Source organism: Brevibacillus sp. HD3.3A (assembly GCF_013284375.2).
GTDB lineage: Bacteria > Bacillota > Bacilli > Brevibacillales > Brevibacillaceae > Brevibacillus > Brevibacillus parabrevis.
Genome location: NZ_CP085874.1, coordinates 6,104,817 through 6,122,845 on the forward strand (window position 1 = coordinate 6,104,817; position 18,029 = coordinate 6,122,845).

General features: G+C 50.1%; 18 protein-coding genes. 3 read left to right on the forward strand and 15 right to left on the reverse strand.

The features are described from left to right. Positions 1-152: 152 nt before the first annotated feature. From HP435_RS28365 to HP435_RS28380, 4 genes are all read right to left on the reverse strand, one after another. Entirely contained in the window at positions 153-653 is a 501-nt protein-coding gene (locus HP435_RS28365) for an ABC transporter substrate-binding protein (RefSeq protein ID WP_173598922.1), read from the reverse strand. A gap of 156 nt (positions 654-809) precedes the next feature. After that, positions 810-2,297, reverse strand: coding sequence for an AraC family transcriptional regulator (locus tag HP435_RS28370; RefSeq protein ID WP_173598921.1), 1,488 nt, complete (start codon positions 2,295-2,297; stop codon positions 810-812). A 247-nt stretch (positions 2,298-2,544) separates the two neighbouring features. Continuing rightward, positions 2,545-3,537 carry an ABC transporter substrate-binding protein gene (locus HP435_RS28375; RefSeq protein ID WP_173598920.1) on the reverse strand — a complete coding sequence of 331 codons (993 nt, stop codon included), beginning with the start codon at positions 3,535-3,537 and terminating at the stop codon, positions 2,545-2,547. 449 nt (positions 3,538-3,986) lie between these two features. After that, positions 3,987-4,364: a winged helix-turn-helix transcriptional regulator gene (locus HP435_RS28380; protein ID WP_122962262.1), complete on the reverse strand. Its 378-nt coding sequence runs from the start codon at positions 4,362-4,364 to the stop codon at positions 3,987-3,989. Positions 4,365-4,487: 123 nt separating this feature from the next. Here HP435_RS28380 and HP435_RS28385 point away from each other — a divergent pair, with 123 nt between their 5' ends. Beyond that, positions 4,488-5,531 carry a zinc-binding alcohol dehydrogenase family protein gene (locus tag HP435_RS28385; protein ID WP_173598919.1) on the forward strand — a complete coding sequence of 348 codons (1,044 nt, stop codon included), beginning with the start codon at positions 4,488-4,490 and terminating at the stop codon, positions 5,529-5,531. A gap of 157 nt (positions 5,532-5,688) precedes the next feature. Here the strand turns inward: HP435_RS28385 and rlmH are convergent, their stop codons facing one another. Continuing rightward, positions 5,689-6,168, reverse strand: coding sequence for a 23S rRNA (pseudouridine(1915)-N(3))-methyltransferase RlmH (rlmH, locus tag HP435_RS28390; RefSeq protein WP_063231642.1), 480 nt, complete (start codon positions 6,166-6,168; stop codon positions 5,689-5,691). Positions 6,169-6,174: 6 nt separating this feature from the next. Continuing rightward, positions 6,175-6,423 carry a CxxH/CxxC protein gene (locus HP435_RS28395; RefSeq protein ID WP_229049781.1) on the reverse strand — a complete coding sequence of 83 codons (249 nt, stop codon included), beginning with the start codon at positions 6,421-6,423 and terminating at the stop codon, positions 6,175-6,177. Between the two features lie 319 nt (positions 6,424-6,742). Between HP435_RS28395 and HP435_RS28400 the strand changes: the two genes are divergently transcribed. Continuing rightward, positions 6,743-6,955, forward strand: coding sequence for a hypothetical protein (locus HP435_RS28400; RefSeq protein ID WP_173597203.1), 213 nt, complete (start codon positions 6,743-6,745; stop codon positions 6,953-6,955). Between the two features lie 142 nt (positions 6,956-7,097). Here HP435_RS28400 and HP435_RS28405 read toward each other — a convergent pair whose 3' ends face one another. After that, entirely contained in the window at positions 7,098-8,318 is a 1,221-nt protein-coding gene (locus HP435_RS28405; RefSeq protein ID WP_122962257.1) for a S1C family serine protease, read from the reverse strand. Positions 8,319-8,587: 269 nt separating this feature from the next. Between HP435_RS28405 and HP435_RS28410 the strand changes: the two genes are divergently transcribed. Next, a complete protein-coding gene (locus tag HP435_RS28410) occupies positions 8,588-8,824 on the forward strand; it encodes a hypothetical protein (RefSeq protein WP_173597202.1) in 237 nt (78 codons plus the stop codon). Here the strand turns inward: HP435_RS28410 and HP435_RS28415 are convergent. The 8 genes from HP435_RS28415 to HP435_RS28450 form a co-directional block, all read right to left on the reverse strand. Beyond that, a complete protein-coding gene (locus HP435_RS28415; RefSeq protein WP_063231647.1) occupies positions 8,819-9,607 on the reverse strand; it encodes an MBL fold metallo-hydrolase in 789 nt (262 codons plus the stop codon). The two genes, HP435_RS28410 and HP435_RS28415, sit on opposite strands and share 6 nt — an antisense overlap. A gap of 48 nt (positions 9,608-9,655) precedes the next feature. Continuing rightward, entirely contained in the window at positions 9,656-10,429 is a 774-nt protein-coding gene (locus HP435_RS28420; protein ID WP_173598918.1) for a two-component system regulatory protein YycI, read from the reverse strand. Then, the gene (locus HP435_RS28425) at positions 10,416-11,798 is read right to left on the reverse strand and encodes a YycH family regulatory protein (protein WP_173598917.1); all 1,383 of its coding nucleotides are present in this window, start codon (positions 11,796-11,798) and stop codon (positions 10,416-10,418) included. Before HP435_RS28425 ends, HP435_RS28420 begins: the two co-directional genes overlap by 14 nt. After that, on the reverse strand, positions 11,795-13,618 hold the full coding sequence (gene walK, locus HP435_RS28430) for a cell wall metabolism sensor histidine kinase WalK (protein WP_122962398.1): 1,824 nt from the start codon (positions 13,616-13,618) through the stop codon (positions 11,795-11,797). Before walK ends, HP435_RS28425 begins: the two co-directional genes overlap by 4 nt. Next, positions 13,618-14,328 carry a response regulator YycF gene (yycF, locus tag HP435_RS28435; RefSeq protein ID WP_122962252.1) on the reverse strand — a complete coding sequence of 237 codons (711 nt, stop codon included), beginning with the start codon at positions 14,326-14,328 and terminating at the stop codon, positions 13,618-13,620. The genes walK and yycF overlap by 1 nt, the downstream gene beginning before the upstream one ends. 184 nt (positions 14,329-14,512) lie before the next feature. Next, a complete protein-coding gene (locus HP435_RS28440) occupies positions 14,513-16,009 on the reverse strand; it encodes a M23 family metallopeptidase (RefSeq protein ID WP_122962251.1) in 1,497 nt (498 codons plus the stop codon). Between the two features lie 334 nt (positions 16,010-16,343). After that, positions 16,344-16,553 (reverse strand): hypothetical protein, encoded by a 210-nt coding sequence (locus HP435_RS28445; protein ID WP_007780462.1) that lies wholly within the window; start codon positions 16,551-16,553, stop codon positions 16,344-16,346. A 161-nt stretch (positions 16,554-16,714) separates the two neighbouring features. After that, a complete protein-coding gene (locus HP435_RS28450; RefSeq protein WP_122962250.1) occupies positions 16,715-18,001 on the reverse strand; it encodes an adenylosuccinate synthase in 1,287 nt (428 codons plus the stop codon). Positions 18,002-18,029: the final 28 nt, after the last annotated feature.

The following is an 18,029-nucleotide window of genomic DNA, read 5'->3' on the forward strand; positions in this document are numbered from 1 at the left end:
GTTGATTGGCGCCGCGCACAAAAAACCGCACCTCCAATTGTTAGGTGTTGTCTAGCGAATCAAAAAGGCACCCAATCGGATGCCGGAAAAGAAAGGAAGGGGTCATTGCGATTTGCCAAGCTTCACGCCAGCAACACTCGGCCCCTTATCATTTATAATTGCAGATTTTTCATTTGCGAGATCAGGTCGTCAACCGCTTTATCCACCAGGTAAGGGCCGTAGTTCCAGTTTTCGCGGGATACGTTGATGATGCGGTTGTTCTTGATCGCCAGGATTCCTTGATACAGCGGCTCCTTAAAGCGCTCCAGCAAACTTGGCAATTCTGCCTCGGTCATCTGTGTAAAGAAGTAATTGGCTGGTTCGGCTACAAATGCCTCGATCGAAAGCCCCGTGCCGCCGTCCTTGAACTTTTTCAGGTTCTTGGGCATTTCGAAGCCATAATCCTCATAAATCAGCTTGCCGAGCGTGCCATCCGTTCCCCCGATCAGAAACTCTCCTTCATAGAAAATGAAGCTCGTCGCCGTCGTGCCTGGTTTGATCTTCACGTCGATCTGGTCGCGAATGCGTTGCAGCTTTTCCTCGAACTTGGCGATCCACGCTTCCGCTTCCGTTTTGCGGTTCATAATGTCGCCCATCGTCCGCAACGTGTTCACGACATCTCAGTCTAACTGCTATCGAATATTTCTGTACGGGGTTATTCCCGAAAGCTTGCTGTCACTTGTGATATAGTCCACTTGAATCGTTGTAGTCCATATTTTCCGGCCAAAGTAACTAGATAAAGAATCCGGATAATCTATCTCTCCGTGATACTACGAGGACCGCGTAAAGAGCGTAGGCAGCAGGGAGAGCAGCTTGACCCTCGTCCTCGCGTCCTCGTAGTTCCAATTCCTCTCGTCCAGCACATAGCTGAACCCGTCTTTCACGGCGGGGAGATTGTTCCAGATCGGGCCGTTCATGAACTCCTCCATCGCAGTCCTGGACTCGGCGCTTTCCGGGAGCATCATGAACACGCGATCTCCAGCGTAGTGATGGATGGTCTTGGCCGTGATTTCCTTGTATGGCCTGCCTGATTTCATGATCTGCTGGACCTTGCCCGCAGGTCGGAAGCCATCGGGATGATACAAGATGGCGGACAAACCGATATTCCCCATCACGAACAACCGCTTTCCCCGATGGAAGACGAACACGGAAGCCGTCTCCTCGGGACGTATGAGCGGCCGAAGCTGACGCCACATCAGCAACGTATCGCTATTATGATGAAGAAGCCATTGCTGGGCTTCTTTTTTTCTGCCGAACCACTCGCCGAGCATGAGCATTCGGTCGTTCAGCGAACCGCGAGAATTGTAGGCCAGAGTGGGTGCGATCCGCGAAATTTGCGAATAGAGCTTCTCATCGGAATGATCGACGATAATTAAGTCCGGCGAGAGCTTGGAAGCAAGCTCCTGATCAAGCGGTGTATCTTTGCAGAAGAGCTGCTTCTCAATTAACGGAATACCCAGCGCGCTAATATCGCCCGCGGTTTCCCCGCAGTACAGAATCCGGCGCGGGTTGGAAGGGATTCGTACTTCGTGGCCGTTCCAATCTTTAACGAGAATGTTCTGTCTCATGGAGACGGCATATTGCCTAGGCGAGAAACCCGTCATGTGCCTGAAGCGCCGACTGAAATAGTATTCATCGGTAAAGCCGACAAGTTCAGCTATTTCCCGAAGGGGGCTCTCCGTGCGGATTAACAACTCTTTGGCGCAATTAATACGCAGCTCCGTCAAGTAATCGAGCGGGTTTTTGCCGGTCAGCTCTTTGAAAATCGACGTGAACTGCCACGAAGGAACATTGGCCATGCGCGCGAGCTGGACAACGGTGATCGGGTCCTGGAAGCTCGTTCGCATGTATTGGATCGCTTGCTCTACCGCTTGGGTGGGACCCTGCAACTGATCGCCCCCCATATTATGCTCCAGCAGAAAGGCAATGACCTCCTGGAACTGCAATTGTTGACGGTACGCCTCTATGCCGTGCCGGCTTGCATGGCCAACATACAACTGGGCCAACAATTCGTTCCATTGCGACTGCGGATAAACGCGAAGCTCTTGGCGGTCCGGGAATAAAGGTTGACTGTAAGGCTCGGCTTTGCCGTCCTCAATATGGAACACTCCAAAGGCGATCCGAAAATATTCGATTCGCCCATCGTCCATGCTCTCGAATTGGTAAACGGCGGCAGGCGGAAGTAGAAAAACACTGTCCGTCGAGAAGGCCGCGCTGAACGACTCCGTATAGATTCTCCCTTTACCACTCTTAAACACGAATAACGTATAACTTGAAGTAACTTCTTCGGCTAATACCGCGCCGGCGCCATGGTTGAGCAATTCGACATTTATATAATGAAACAACAAGGAATGCAGCGGTATAGGGACTGTCGGAGACGGAGTCATAGGACACCTTCTTTCCTCGCGTGAGAACGATTATCAATTGAGGACATTATAAATAAAAAAAAGAAGCTTTTCAACAAGCGTTGAAGAGCTTCTTCATGTTGGCTTTAGGTTTCGGGAGTTAATGATTCCCTTTTTGATTTAACAATACTTTGGGCAATTCCGTAATCATCCATTCCCTCGATGTCGCATCGCTGTTTGCTTTCAAGATATCGAAGTCGTAGACCTTACCGCTCTTCACTGCGGGAAGATTCAGCCAAACTTCACTTGCACGAAGTTCTTTCGTAGAATCCTGCGCCGCAGAATCGACGGGATTCAGAATGAAGATACGGTCGGCCGCATATTTCGGAAGGAGTTCCGTGGATATCTCGATGAATCCGGTCTGCTGGTCGATTAATTCTTGAACGATCGGCAACGGTTTGAACCCGCCCTTTTCATACAAGAATTGAGGGAGGCCCGCCCCTGCCATTACGAAAAGACGATTGCCCGGGTACATCGTGAATACAGAGGCCGTTTCGCCCTCCTGTATGCCGTTTGCACGCAGGTTTGCCCACATATCCGCCGCTTTAACCGTATAAGCCGCCAACCATTCCTCCGCCTCTTGCTTCTTATTCAATAGATCGCCCAAGGTGCGCATCCGTACTTCCAGCGTATCGAACGTATTGAAGGTGACGGTTGGAGCCACCTTGGAAATCGCTTCGTATTGCTGTGTGTCGGAGTTAGAGAAAATAATGAGATCCGGGTTAAGCGTCAAAGCCTTCTCTACGTTCAGCGGAAATCCAACGTCCTGGGCAGACGGCAGCCTGTCTTCCAACACAGTGCCCTCAATAGCCTGCTTCATGATTCCGATCGGTTCGACGCCAAGGGCAAGCAAATCCCCCGTCGTCTCTCCATGATAAATGACGCGCTGCGGTGTGACCGGAACTTCGACCTCATGCTTCGCCCAATCCGTGAACATACGAGTCGTTGCGGCAGACGCTTTCGCCGTTTCAGCGACAGGGCTAGGACTTGCCGATTGGCTTTCCTTCGCCTCGTTGTTGCCGCAGCCTAACAATAGTCCCCCCATCAGCGCAAAAGTGCTTAATAGAACGAATGCTTTGGATCCTCGATGCATATAAGTTCTCCCCCGAAAATTATTAAAGAAAATGATAATCGTTATCAGTATAAAGGTAATCGTAATGGATAACTGTGCCGTACTCAATGGACAAACTAAAAACGGACGATTGATTTTGTCCAAGTTGTATGCGCGCATACGATTACATTGGTTGAAAATGATACGTAGAGCACCAGGCGAGCTGAGCTATGTCATCATATGAGATATTGTCCGCTAAATTCGTTTCGATATAATTCATGGCACTATTCACCTCTCCAACGAATCCATCGTTCTCTTTCCCTGAAGATCCATGCCCCGCAAGGCATTCCGCAAAAACGACCCCTTACTCATAGTAAGGTTCTCCGCGCTGTCTGTAACAGCAAGTTACGAAGGCCATCCTTTGCGGGGATGGCCTTCAAATGATATATATCTGATTTCCTTCCCGTAGCTGTGGCCTTGTACCCACCGCCTTAATTTTCCTCTTCTTGTATCGTTCGATTTTCAGTAAGCCGTACTTTATAAGACTCCCCCCACGCTTTCATTGACATAATGATCGGTTCCAAAGTCCTTCCGAAATCAGTAAGGGAGTATTCCACTCTCGGAGGAACCTCTTTATATATTTCGCGATGAATGACGCCATCCCGTTCAAGCTCTCTTAACTGCAATGTGAGCATAAACTGCGTTATTCCCGGATTGAGGCGCCTTAATTGATTGAATCTTTTCGTTCCGTTTAGGAGCTGATAGAGAATAATCCCCTTCCATTTTCCACCAATAACATCCAGCGTTGTTTCAACCGGACATGCTTGCATATCCGGACTTGCTCCATATTTATTTCTCCGGTCTCCCATCAGCTTATCCCCCAATGGTTTGATTTTTAATACTATACCATAAAAATATGCGTACTTACTTAAAGTAATTGCATCGATTTACAATGCAACTATACAACATTTCCTATTGAGAGGATGATACCCATGAATACTCACCAAAAGATGAAAGCTGTCGGTGCTTACCAATACCTCCCCATATCCAACCCGGAAAGCCTTATTGATCTGCACTTGGATAAACCAGAACCTACAGGCCGCGATTTGCTTGTACGTGTAAAAGCAATCTCAGTCAACCCTGCCGACGTAGGCGTTCGCGAAACACATAACTACGAAGCCGAGTCACCGAAAATTCTTGGTTGGGATGCCGCTGGAATCGTAGAACAAGTTGGTCCCGACTGCCAATTGTTTAAACCTGGGGACAAGGTCTATTATGCGGGCAGTGTGTCTCGTCCAGGCAGTAACAGTGAATTTCATTTGGTTGATGAACGTATTGTGGGAAATATGCCAAGAAGTTTGGATTTCGCAGCCGCCGCTGCATTGCCGCTTACCTCGATAACTGCATGGGAGAGCCTGTTTGATCGTTTGGGAATTAGCGCAAATACAGGTGAAAACAAAAACATACTGATTATCGGTGCAGCTGGAGGAGTAGGATCGATTGCCATTCAACTTGCAAAAGCAGCAGGTTTGACCGTCATCGGTACGGCTTCACGTCCAGAGTCAATCCAATGGGTCAAAAATCTCGGTGCGGATTTTACCATAAACCACAACAACGCTTTTCACCCTCAGCTCAAGGAAGTTGGCATTGACGCTGTAGATTATATCTTTTGCTTGAATGATACTGTTCAACATCTTGAAAACATGGCGGAAGTCATCGTGCCCCAAGGTAAAATTTGCTCGATCGTTCCTGTAAATAAGGCTACCTGGGCAGGGAGCCTGAAAATGGACTTGCTGTTTTCTAAAAGTGTAACATTTGTATGGGAGTTCATGTTCACACGGTCCTTGTTTCATACCAATGACATGATGAAACAACACGAATTGTTGAATGAACTGGCGAACTTAATCGACGATGGAAAAATAAAAACTACACTGACTGAACGACTGGAGCCTATTAATGCAGCAAACCTTCGTCTCGCGCATGAAAAGTTGGAATCCGGACGGACCATTGGGAAAATTGTTTTGGAAAAATTCTGATACTGCGAAGACGAAGTAGTCATGTTTGGTTCTAAATGGCGGTAATGTGAATAGACAGTTTTAAGGCCCCCTGGCTAATGTGGGGGCTTTTTGGGTATAAATGGTATGGTGTTGGGTAGACAAATTTTTGCTAATTCCGTCTCTGTAGAAACTTCCTTTACTTGTGATAAGGTTCCCCCCGACTAATCCGAAACGCCCGATAAACCTGCTCCAACAACACCAACCGCACCAACTGATGCGGAAACGTCATCTTTGAAAACGACAACAGCGCATCCGCACGCTTCAGAACCGTGTCTGCCAGTCCCAACGATCCGCCGATCACAAAGGCCACTTGGCTGCGCCCGTGCAGAGCCAGCCTGTCCAGTTCCGCCGACAGCTTTTCCGATGACCACATCTGTCCCTCGATCGCCAGCGCGATTACGTACTGGTCCTGCTTGATCTGCGCCAGGATGCGCTCGCCTTCTTTGCGCTTCACCTGCTCCATCTCGGCGGCGCTCATTTCTTCCGGGGCCTTTTCGTCGCTGACTTCGATTACTTGCAGCTTGCAGTAGGCAGACAGGCGCTTGCTGTACTCGTCGATGCCTTCGCGCAAATATTTTTCCTTTAGTTTGCCTACCGTAATGATTGTGATTTGCACGATCGTCTACATTCCTTTCTCTTTCAAAAGCGCAATCTGGCCTGGCTCGCCGCATACTCGGCAGCGCTTGTCTGCTGCGTCGTCGTCAATTGCTTTTGCCGGATAGGTGTCCGGCGCTGCCTCGAAGTCGTTTACGTAGTCGTCCAGTTCCTGCTCTATATGCTCCATGCAAGAAAACCGTACAGGATACCCCGCCTCCAACTCCACCTTTTGCCCATCTATTTGAATGCTGTCCATCATTTTGCCTTTGTCCATGTCCATTGCCTCTTTTCCGCGCATTTTCATGTCGTTTCCTATTCTACCCCAGAACGACAGCAAAACAAATCCATCTGCTTCGAACCGAGCTAAGCTGACTTGTCATCGTGGACGCTCCGTCACGTCATAACCTAGCCCGTAGCCCGCGCCAGAGCACTGGACTCCCAGCACCTCCTGAACCATAAATAAAGATGCACGGAAGAACGCGAAGATACCCCAGCACAAACATGTTAAACAGCAAAAAAAGAGAGCGCCGATCTCAGCTCGACGCTCTTCAATGAAGGGATCTATTTAAAAATAGATAGAGGGGGGAACATATATGCAAACGGGACAAATTCGTCCCGGAATTGCCACCAATGATTGCTCGTCTTGCGGGCTTTTCATGCCGCCACAAGCCACCAGCACCAACATACTGCCTTCTTGCCGCAACGCTTACACTCACACGGCCTGGCTTACATATGCCATCTGTCTGTCTCGCTTGAAAGAGGAACGGCATCCGGCTTACATCTACCATCCGTCTCTCCTCGCTTGAAAGAGGAACGGCATCAGCTTACATCTACCATCCGTCTGTCCTCGCTTGAAAAAGGAGCGGCATCCGGCATACGTAAGCCATCAGCCGCCATAGCAAGCGCGGGTCATTTCACGAGTCATTCCAATCGATGCTTTGCCTCTACTTACTGCGGTGTTTTCGTCAACTTAACTGTAGCTGTCTTCTTAACACCATCGCGATAGTAGGTAATGACCACCGAATCGCCTGGCTTTTTGTTCAAGGTCAAGAATTTGCGCAACTGGGCGCCATTCGAGATGTCCTTGTTGTCCAGTTTGACGATGACGTCATATTGCTTCAGGCCGACTTGCCCTGCTGGCGAGAATTTGCCTACTTCGCCTTGAACCACTACCCCTGCCTGCACATCGTCCGGCAGATTCAGTGTTTCTTTCCAATGCACTCGCGGCACGTTTGTCAGGTCGAATGGCTGCACGCCGAGGTAAGCGCGCTCCAGCTTGCCTTTTTCCATCAGTTCGCTGACGATGACTTTTACATCATTGATTGGGAGGGCAAAGCCCAAGCCTTCCACGCCTTCTTTGGAAATCTTCAAGGTGTTGATTCCGATGACCTGGCCTTCGATGTTGACCAGTGCGCCCCCGCTATTGCCCGGGTTGATCGCGGCATCCGTTTGCAAAACGTCCAGCTCCCAGTCGTCCTGGCCGTCTTCGTTAAAGTCCATTGGCATCGAGCGTTCCAGCGAGCTGATGATACCTTGCGTCACTGTGCGGGAAAACTTCATTCCCAGCGGGTTCCCGATCGCGATGGCCGGCTCGCCTACTTGCAGCGTGGAGGAATCCCCAAGCTCGGCTACTGTCGTTACTTTCGCTCCATCGATCTCCAGAACAGCCAAGTCAGCGTACGGGTCGGCACCCAAAACCTTCGCGTCTACCTTTTCACCAGTTGGCAAAGCAATTTGCAGCTTCTGCGCCTGATCGATTACGTGGTAGTTGGTGATGATGTGGGCTTTTCCGCCCTTTTTCTCGAAAATGACGCCAGAGCCTTCGCCCTGCTCGACATCTTGTGTATTGCTGAACCAGTTGGTTCGAGTTCGTCCGATATTAATCACGCCGACTACTGCGTTCTCCACTTTTTTCACTGCGTTGACTGTACCCGTTTCCACCTTTACAGAGACAGGCTGGGCAAACAGGTTGGCTGCCGGGTTGCTCATGACATTCGTTGTCCCTGGCTTGACCATGTTGATATATCCGGAGTTGGAGAGAGTCGGCAGCATGAGCAGGACGACCATTCCCCCAATCACCGCTGACGTTACTGACGTCAGAACAGTACGACCGATTGAACCGCTTCGTTTTTTCCGCTCCACATGAGTCAAATCATCATAGTACCCCATGATTCACACTCTCCTTCTTCCTCTACTAATACTAGGGTTACAGGTTTGCGTTACTCCTATACACCTGTATCACAGGTTTGCATGTATGAGTTCTGGTTGACTGCTTCCTTTTGACACCCTTAGTATACGTCTTGGTTTCGGCAAAATCGCGTGAGAAATATGGAAAGGTTGTGGAATGCAAAAAGCCCTCGGAATATTTCACCGAGAGCCCGGATATGCTAGATTAGAAGCTTTTTACGACCCCATCCAATATGAAAGGGTTGATAGATATGAAAGAGGTACAGATCATCGCCAAGCTTGCCGATCTGCAAGAAACCGATTACCACAACACGCTTGTCCTGCACGCTCTCATCGATATCCTCGTTGCCAAAGGCTTGCTGACACATGACGAACTGACAGAAAAAGTGAACGAGCTGGATAGTCAACTGAGCTTTCAACTCGATACGATCGCCCAGCTTTCGAACGCCATCAGCCGTCGCCAAACCCAGACCAAACCGCTCCTATAGCTCTTCCAGCTTGGTCGGCCGATCAGGGTATGTATCGCGCAAATGCACATCGTTGCCGACCGCCAGACCTTTTTCCTCCAAAATGTTTTTCACCGTCAGTCTGGCGAGGTCGATCATGTTGTTCTCCTTGCTCAAGTGGGCCAAATACACTCGCTCTGCTCCCCCTGTGAGACAATCGATCAGGGCGTCGCCTGCCGCTTCATTGGACAAGTGGCCCACATCACTCAAAATGCGCCGCTTGATGCTCCACGGATATTGCGACATGCGCAGCAGCTCCACATCGTGGTTGGATTCAAATACATACGCATCCGCACCGCGAATCGTCTCTTTGATCCGATCGCTGACATAGCCCAGGTCTGTTGCGACACTCAGCTTTTTCTTGCCATGGTAAAAGCAAAAGCCCATCGGCTCCGCCGCATCGTGCGAGATGCCAAACGATTCAATGCCCAAATCCTCAAGCTCTTGCTTCTCTCCTACGGCAAAGAGCCGCTTCTGGTCTTCCTTGATCGTGCCGATCTGCCCGTTCAGCTCTGCCCACGTTTTTTCATTGGCGTAAATCGGCAGATCGTATCGCCGCGCCATCACTCCGACCCCTTTGATATGGTCGACGTGCTCGTGCGTAACGAGAATCGCGCTCAAATCGGCTGGATTGACGCCGATCGTCTGAAGCGCCGCCTCGGCCTGTTTGCCCGTAATCCCCACATCGATCAGCACGGAAACACGATCTGTCGCTACGTAAATGGCATTGCCTGTGCTCCCGCTTGCCAACACACTAAATCTCACCGAACATCCCTCTTCCCGTAACTTTCCCTGACAGTCTGTCTATATCTGCTACCTGTTCGTAACCATCGCGCGCTCCAGAGCACCTGTGAACCCATTGACAAAATGCTGCTTGCCGTCGTGAATGACTCGCCATACCGGAGCAAGCGCCTGAATGTCCGCGTCATATGAACCGTAATAGCCCAAGCTGACATTCTCGATCCGTTCTCCCGGCTGAATGATTTTCTTTTCCACCATCGACTGCAATGCTTTGTAACCGGAGATGACCTGGCGCACGCCTTTTTGTTCCCGTACATGGAAAAAGGTTTGCCTGTATCCCAAAATCGTCCCGCTTTCCAAGTACACTTCCAAAGGGGCAATGTAGATCGGCATCTTTTCGTGAACTTGCCAGTACAGCAGACGTGATTGGTTCGACTGGTACGAATCCGGCCCGTACTGATCGGCGTACATCAGTTTTGGCCCGATCTGACGCAGCAACTCATTTGGCGTCAGCTGACCGCGAAGCTGAATCGGCGGATCAAGTCTTGCCGCAAGCGACATCTTTTCCACCGTAGCTTGAATCCCTGGTAAATCATGCAGGTTAATCGGATTAATCCCGACGTATTCAGCGTTCAAATAAGCCATCTCGGGCGTTTCCTGAGGCACTTCCGTGTCCAGGGAAATATTTTGCTGGTTGAGATACATCTCCATATTCCACTTCTCGCCCTGCGCCACTTCCTTGTCATTCCACAAGCTGATGCGCGTCACGTACACCTGGTAGCACAGAAACAGATCGAGCAGCAGGAAGGCCCAGATCAGAATGGTCTTGGTTCTACTCCAATCCATGCGTCTCTCCCCCTCCCTGCTTCACCCGTGCGAGAATATAGAGATTCCCCTGATTCGCCAGCTCGACGATCCAGGTTGGGATCAAGTCGACATAACCGTTTCCGATGACCGTTTGATAGGCGAGATACGCATTGGTGATTTGCTCCGTATCTGCCAGTTTTTTGTCCCTGATCAACTGATACAGCTCCGGTCCCGACAGGATGGTCTGCTCGCTGTTGCCAATATATTTGTCCAAATCGAGCAGAGAGCGATTCATTGTCACAACTTGTCCCGCTTCCGAAGTAATCTGGATCGTATCAATCTGAATCGGCACACTTGTGCTGACCAACGGATAGGCGCCCACATACTGCCGGAACGTAATCAGGTCTTTTTCATTGTAGCTTTTTTTAATCCGCTCAAAATGAAAGTCATCCAGCCATCCGAGGTGCTTGTTGATGAAAGTAACTGCGCCTTGGACTTTTTCCTCATCAGACAACTCTTGCGCCCGCTGCTGGTAAGCCGGGTCTGTAAAAGTAATCGCCTGCTGCTCTGCCCTCAACTGAATGGATCTGCTTCCGTCTGTAAAAATAACCGTCTTGTCCCGCTCCATGATTTGTCTCACCAGCGATTGGTCGATAAAATACGCTTCCATCAGACGATCGTTGGTGACTGGCACATAGCTGTAGCGGAATTGCTGCATGCGCGACTGATTTTTCGGCAAATAGTACGTACTCCAAATCGGCGACGGCCCTTCAATCGCTGTAAAAGTTCGTTCCGGTTTGACCACCTTCATAATTTGCTCCGGCATGGAGCTTCCGGAAGCCAGGTAAGACTCTCGCAAATCTTTCGGACTGATCGACGTGCGCGAACGCATCATCTGGCCTTCCTCTGTGGAGAGAAATAGCGCATAGACGACATCCTCGTCTTTTTCGTAGTACAGCCAAATCCGGTCGATTCCTTTGATTTCGCGGTCATACTCGTCGCGAAACGTTACCAAGCGGCCAACAATCGACAAAGGAATCGTGCTGCGAAAGCGAACCTCGATCCCTAACTTTTCCCGGGCAATTTCCCCCCACTTGTCATTCGACAACGCATACGGAGAAAAATCGAGAAAAATCCACTTGGACATCTCACTCACGATCAAGCTGTACGGAGCATCCGTGGCGACTGCCCGCGTATGGCGTTCTTCCCCGTAATGAAAGACCACCGACTCCGGAGTGACCAGTTGCTCCAACGTCTTTTCCTTGACGGGCTTGGACTCTGTATATTGTGCAGGCTCGATAAATTGCAAATTGGGCTGGTTCGCCCACAGCATCGCTGTCAGGCAAAAACTGGACACTACCAGCACGATAAGCAAGACGGTCTTGGCAGGCTCCAGCATCCGCTTCATCCCGCACTACCTCCTTGGGCAAATGGGACCCAGAACGTCACCGTCGTCCCCACGTTCCATTCGCTGGTAATCTCGATATCTGCGCCATGGGCCTGTACCAGTTCACGAGCGATAGCCAGTCCCAGACCAGTACCTCCCTGTCCCCGCGAGCGGGCTTTGTCCACCCGATAGAACCGTTCGAAAATCCGCTTCAAATCACGGGCAGGTATCCCGATCCCTGTATCGCTGATGGAGATTTGCACACGGTTCAAGCTGCGGTTTTCTTTGGCAGAGAGCACGACCGTGCCGCCTTGGGACGTATACTTGATCGCATTGGACAATAAATTGTCCAGTACCTGATTGATCGCATCCAGGTCGATGTAAACAGGCGGGAGCTTGCTCGGCACATCAACGGCAAGCTGAACTTCCTGCTGCTCGCTGAAGATGGAAAAGCGATCCGCCGCATAGCGCAACAGCCGGCCGAGGTCCGCCTCCTTGCAATGCAGGCGCACACCTTGGGAGTCGAAGCGACTTAGCTGCAACAAGTCGTTGACCAGACGGATCATCCGCTCCGTCTCGGACATGGTGACTTTCAAGAAGCGATTGGACAGATCAGGCTCGTCCACCGCACCATCCAGCAAAGCTTCTACATAGCTTTTGATCGTCGTCAGTGGAGTGCGCAGCTCGTGCGATACGTTGGCGACGAACTCCCTGCGCTGTTGCTCCAGCCGCTGCTGCTCTGTTACGTCTGCCACTACTGCGATGATTCCGCCCTTTTTGCCGCTGTCGTGCTGCAACGGCGTAAACGTCACGCGCAAAATAACTTCTTCCTGATTGGGCAGGCGCATTTCAATGAAGAGCGGCTCCTCCTGGGCGTACAACGACATTTCGTCCTCAGGGGGCAGCCCCAGCAAATCAGCCAACGTTCTCTTTTTGCGCAGGACGTCAGCCATTCGCACTTGCAGCATCTCTTCCGCAGCGCGGTTGAACAAAATAATCTGATCGCTGCGGTTGGCCGCAATCACGCCATCTGTCATGTTGCTCAAAATACCGGCGAGCTTTTCCCGCTCTTCTTCCTGCTGCAAAATCGCTTCCTGCAACCGCAGCGTCATATGGTTGAAAGCCATCCCGAGTTGTCCGATTTCGTCGTCGCTGTACACGCGCACACTGCTGTTAAAATCACCATCGGCAACAAGCCTTGCCTGCTTCGTCATTTCCTTGATCGGCTTCGTAATGGTCCGGGCGAGCACCACGCCAAGCACCGCTGTGATGACGAGCGCAAACATCGTGCCCGTCGCCAAGATCCCGTTCATTTTGCGAATCGTCGTATAGGTTCCTTCCATGGAAGCCATCATGTAGACAGCGCCGTAAACAATCTGATCGCCTTTTACGGGCAGAACCAGCACTTTGACTCGCGCTCCGGTCCGCGGATCAATCCGCATCGATTCACTGCGCGTTCCGAGCAATGCCACCGTAACTTCCGGCTGCGAGGTACGCTGGCCGATCGTGCTCTTGTCCTCTGTCGTGCTGACCACCGTTCCCGTCTGGTCAATGACTTGGACGTTGGCGCCGTTTATTTTCACCAGGTTGTTGATGAGATTGTCGATGTCCTGGCGATTTTGCTCCACGCTCGGTTCTTTTCCGTCACGCGGCCGCAAATCGCTTTCCAGGAGACTCGCCAACAGACTCGCTTGAGCATTCAACGCCTCTGAAAAGTTATTTATGTAATAGCTTTCCACTTCCCGAGCGAAATAAGCGCCGATGAACTGCATAGCAAGCAGGATCAGCAGCATGTAGATGACGACCATTTTCCACTGGATCGTTTTAAACAGCCGCCTCATCATCCAGGCGTGCCTCCCACTCCGGGATTGCGCATCGTGTAGCCCAAGCCGCGACGAGTGATAATGTACTTCGGCTGGCTAGGATCGTCCTCGATCTTTTCACGCAAGCGGCGAATCGTAACGTCCACTGTCCGCACATCGCCAAAATAGTCAAAGCCCCAAACAGACTGAAGCAGGTGCTCCCGCGTCATCACTTGTCCCTGGTGGCGGGCCAAGTACATCAGCAGCTCAAACTCGCGGTGAGTCAAATCCAGCAGCTCTCCCACTTTTTCCACCGTGTAGGAATTTAAATCGATCTCCAGCTCGTGTACCCGCAACAGATGCTGGCTGTCTTTCTCTTCGGCTTTCGGACGATTGCGGCGCAAGTGAGCCTTCACCCGTGCCACCAGCTCGCGCGTACTGAAAGGCTTCGTGACGTAATCGTCCGCCCCCAGCTCCAATCCAAGCACCTTGTCCAGCTCCGAGTCTTTGGCTGTCAGCATGATAATCGGGATATCATGTGTTTGACGGACAGCGCGGCATACATCCATCCCGTCCCTGCCAGGCAGCATGACATCCAGCAAAATCAGGTCCGGTCTCTCATCCTGCACGACAACGAGCGCTTCATCGCCATCGTAGGCGCACACGACCTGGTACCCTTCTTTTTCAAAAGTGAACTTCAATATATCTGCAATCGGCTTTTCATCATCTACCACGAGGAGTTTTGCCATCCCGCTCCCTCCTTTTCCTTATAACAATTCCACTTCGCACATCGCTATTCCTCTACAATACACCATGTCCGGCCTGCATAGAAACCCCTGCCAGACACTCCCTGCCCTTGTATGCAAAAACATCCTGATACGACAAAAAGGGCTCCTCCAAAGAGTCGCCCTTCTTCATCCAAAAATTACATGTCTATTTTAAGTAACGAATCGGGTTTTGAACTCGTCCATTTTGATGAACCTCAAAATGGAGATGGACACCTGTGGAGTCTCCTGTCGAACCCTTAACGCCAATTTTCTTTCCTTGTTCAACAACATCGCCGACTTTTACGCTGATCGTGTTCAGGTGACCGTACAGCGTCTCCATGCCATTGCCGTGGTCGATGATGATTGCTTTTCCGTAATCGCCGTCCCAGCCCGCGAATTTTACGCGGCCGTTGTCTGCCGCCATGACAGACCCTTGTCCGGCAATATCAATTCCTTTATGCAGTCTGCCCCAACGAGAACCGAAGCCACTGCTCACATATCCGCTGGCTGGCCAGCTCAAACGGCCTGTCCCACGCGAAGGAATCACTTTTGTTCCGCGTTCCATGATCTTTGCTACAGGCTGTGCAACTACATCTTGTTTGATAACTTTGCGATCGACAACTTGTCCATTTTCTTTCACTACTTCGTATTGAACGAGCTTCGTACCGTTTTTACCTTCTTGAATAACCTTTGTTTCCCCTTTGGGAAGCTTCTCGTTGTTATTGATCTGCGTAGAGAACGCGATCATTTCTTGCTGGGATACTTCTTCCTTTACCCGTACGGTAACCAACGGACGAATCGCTGTCACATTGATTTCCTGACCGAGCTGCAAAAGTGTATTTTCCGTAATGCCCGGGTTGTTGGCATAGATGTCTTTTGAAGTAATGCCGTATTTTTTGGCGATGCAGCCGATGCAATCTCCTTCAACTACGGTGTGTTTCAAATCTTTGAAAGAGCCTTTGACCAAAAGTTCTTCCACTTTTTCGGCAGGCAAAATTTGAGCTGCAGCTACTGGTTCGGTCTGCAACTCTACGTTTTCTTTGAATGTTACTTCTTTTACCGGGTTTGCTTTCACTTCAGACATGGAAGCTGCTGCTACTGCCGCTTGCTTGCCAGTCAAAGCTGGTACGCCGGAATATTTTTGCTTCACGTCAGCCAGCACTTTGTCTGCTGATTCCTGATCAGGCAAGTAACCGACTACTTTTCCGTCAATGATCAGCTTCACTGCCTGAACTTTGATGTCTGCGATCGAAGCAAGTGCTTTGACAGCTGCATCGTTGTCGTAAGATGCTTTAAATTCACGCTCTTCCTGGAATGTTACATAATCAGCGAGCGTCAGGTTCAGACCTTTTTTTGCTTTTTCCTCTTCCAGCTTCGCTGTCGTCCAGTCATGAATGACTTTCGGGTCGTTCACCACACCGATTTCCTGTCCGTTGACGATGACATGATAAACGGATGTGACATTGCTCGTGTAGTAATATTGTGCAGAAGCTCCCGCTGCCACCGTAACGACCAATCCCGCTGCGATGGAAAGTGTCTGCTTTTTATGTTCTTGGATGTACGAGCTTGTACGTTTCATTGCGCGTTTCGCCAGATCGCTGCAATCTCGAACGATACGTTCTGACCGTTCTTGCAGCTTGGCCGTCCACTCAGACCATTGCATAACTTGTCCCTCCTGAAAACAGATACAACTATCTCGTTCCATTTCCGAAAATTTTAAAAATACCGACTAGGTCATATATCCCAAAATTTAGTTTCCAATTATCTGCCAAAATGCCCAAAGAAACCAACTATGTCGACTTTACCATAAGTTTCACGACAACATCAAGTGTAAATTGCTGTCGAATAAAAATTATGACGAGCGAATATTCACCAGATGGACAAACATTTGGGGGATATTTTCATTACTGGGAGAGCAATAGCCTGAGGCAAACAATAAACAGCCATCTTTCCTGATCGTACGGAAAGATGGCTTATTTCGTCGCGGACATCCAGACTTACACTTCTTGCATCGATGTTACATCTTTGAGTGCGAGTCTGCGAATCGTTGTCTTTTCAGCGTCATTTTGCTGCTTGTAAGTGGTGATGAAGCAAAGGTAACCGTTGTTGAAATGTGTCATGGTTCCTTTGATCACGACGCCGTTGATCATCTTCACCTGTACGTTTTTCCCAAGCAGCTTCTTGGCTTTTTGATCAAATCCCATCATCACGATCACCTCTCCATTTCTCCTTATGTCTAACCTTATGCCCAGAGGGTGTCGTTTCTTGTCTGTCCGTAAAAAAAGGAAAAGCTGCCGAATCATCGACAGCTTTTCTTATCGCCTCTCAGCACATGTACTGGCGAGGGCGTATGCTATTGACGTGATGCTTATCCCCAAATGCCGCGTACAACAACGGTTTGCTCGCGATCTGGTCCTACGGAGAAGATCGACATTGGAATACCAGTCAATTGGGTGATGCGCTCAATGTAGTGACGAGCGTTTTCTGGCAGGTCGTTCAGGTTGCGAACACCTGTGATGTCTTCTGTCCAGCCTGGCAGTTCCTCGTAAACCGGCTCGCATTTTGCCAACAGGTTGAGGTTTGCAGGGAACGATTCGATGATTTCGCCGTTGTATTTGTACGCTGTGCAAATGCGCAGAGTCTCAATACCGGACAAAGTATCCAGCTTGGTGATCGCCAAGCCAGTAATACCGCTCACGCGACGAGCGTGGCGAACGACTACGCTGTCAAACCAGCCTACGCGGCGAGGACGACCAGTTGTGGTGCCGTATTCGAAGCCAACTTCGCGAATGTGATCGCCAGTAGCGTCAGTCAGCTCAGTCAGGAACGGACCGTCACCTACGCGCGTGGTGTATGCTTTTGCTACACCGATTACTTGGTTGATCTTGGTTGGTCCCACACCGGAACCGATTGTCACTCCACCTGCAATCGGATTGGAGGACGTTACGTACGGATACGTGCCTTGGTCGATATCGAGCAATACCCCTTGTGCGCCTTCAAAAAGAACGCGGTTGCCGTTATCGATAGAGTCGTTCAGTACAACAGAAGTATCAGCTACGTATGGACGAATGATTTCAGCCAGAGCGAGGTACTCATCCAGCACTTCTTGCAGTTCGAAACCAGTTGTATTGTACAGCTTTTCCAGCAGCATGTTTTTCTCTGCCAGGTTGCGCTCCAGTTTGCGAGCAAACTCTTCACGATCGAGCAAGTCTGCGATACGGATACCGATGCGAGCTGCCTTGTCCATGTATGCCGGGCCAATCCCTTTGCGGGTTGTACCGATTTTGTTAGCTCCGCGGCTATCTTCTTCCACGCCATCCAGCTTGATGTGGTATGGCATGATGACATGCGCACGATCACTAATTTTCAGGTTTTTCGTAGAGAATCCGAAGCTGTGAATGTACTCCAGTTCTTTTACCAATGCCTTCGGATCGATTACCATGCCGTTTCCGATTACGCAGGTCTTGTCAGTATAGAAAATTCCGGATGGAATCAGGTGCAGCTTATATTTGTTACCATCAAAAATAATGGTATGGCCTGCATTGTTACCACCTTGGTAACGAGCTACTACTTCTGCGCTTTCAGCCAAATAGTCTGTAATTTTACCTTTACCTTCATCGCCCCACTGGGTTCCGACGACAACGACTGTTGACATCGAAAAACACCTCCTGATATCATCATGT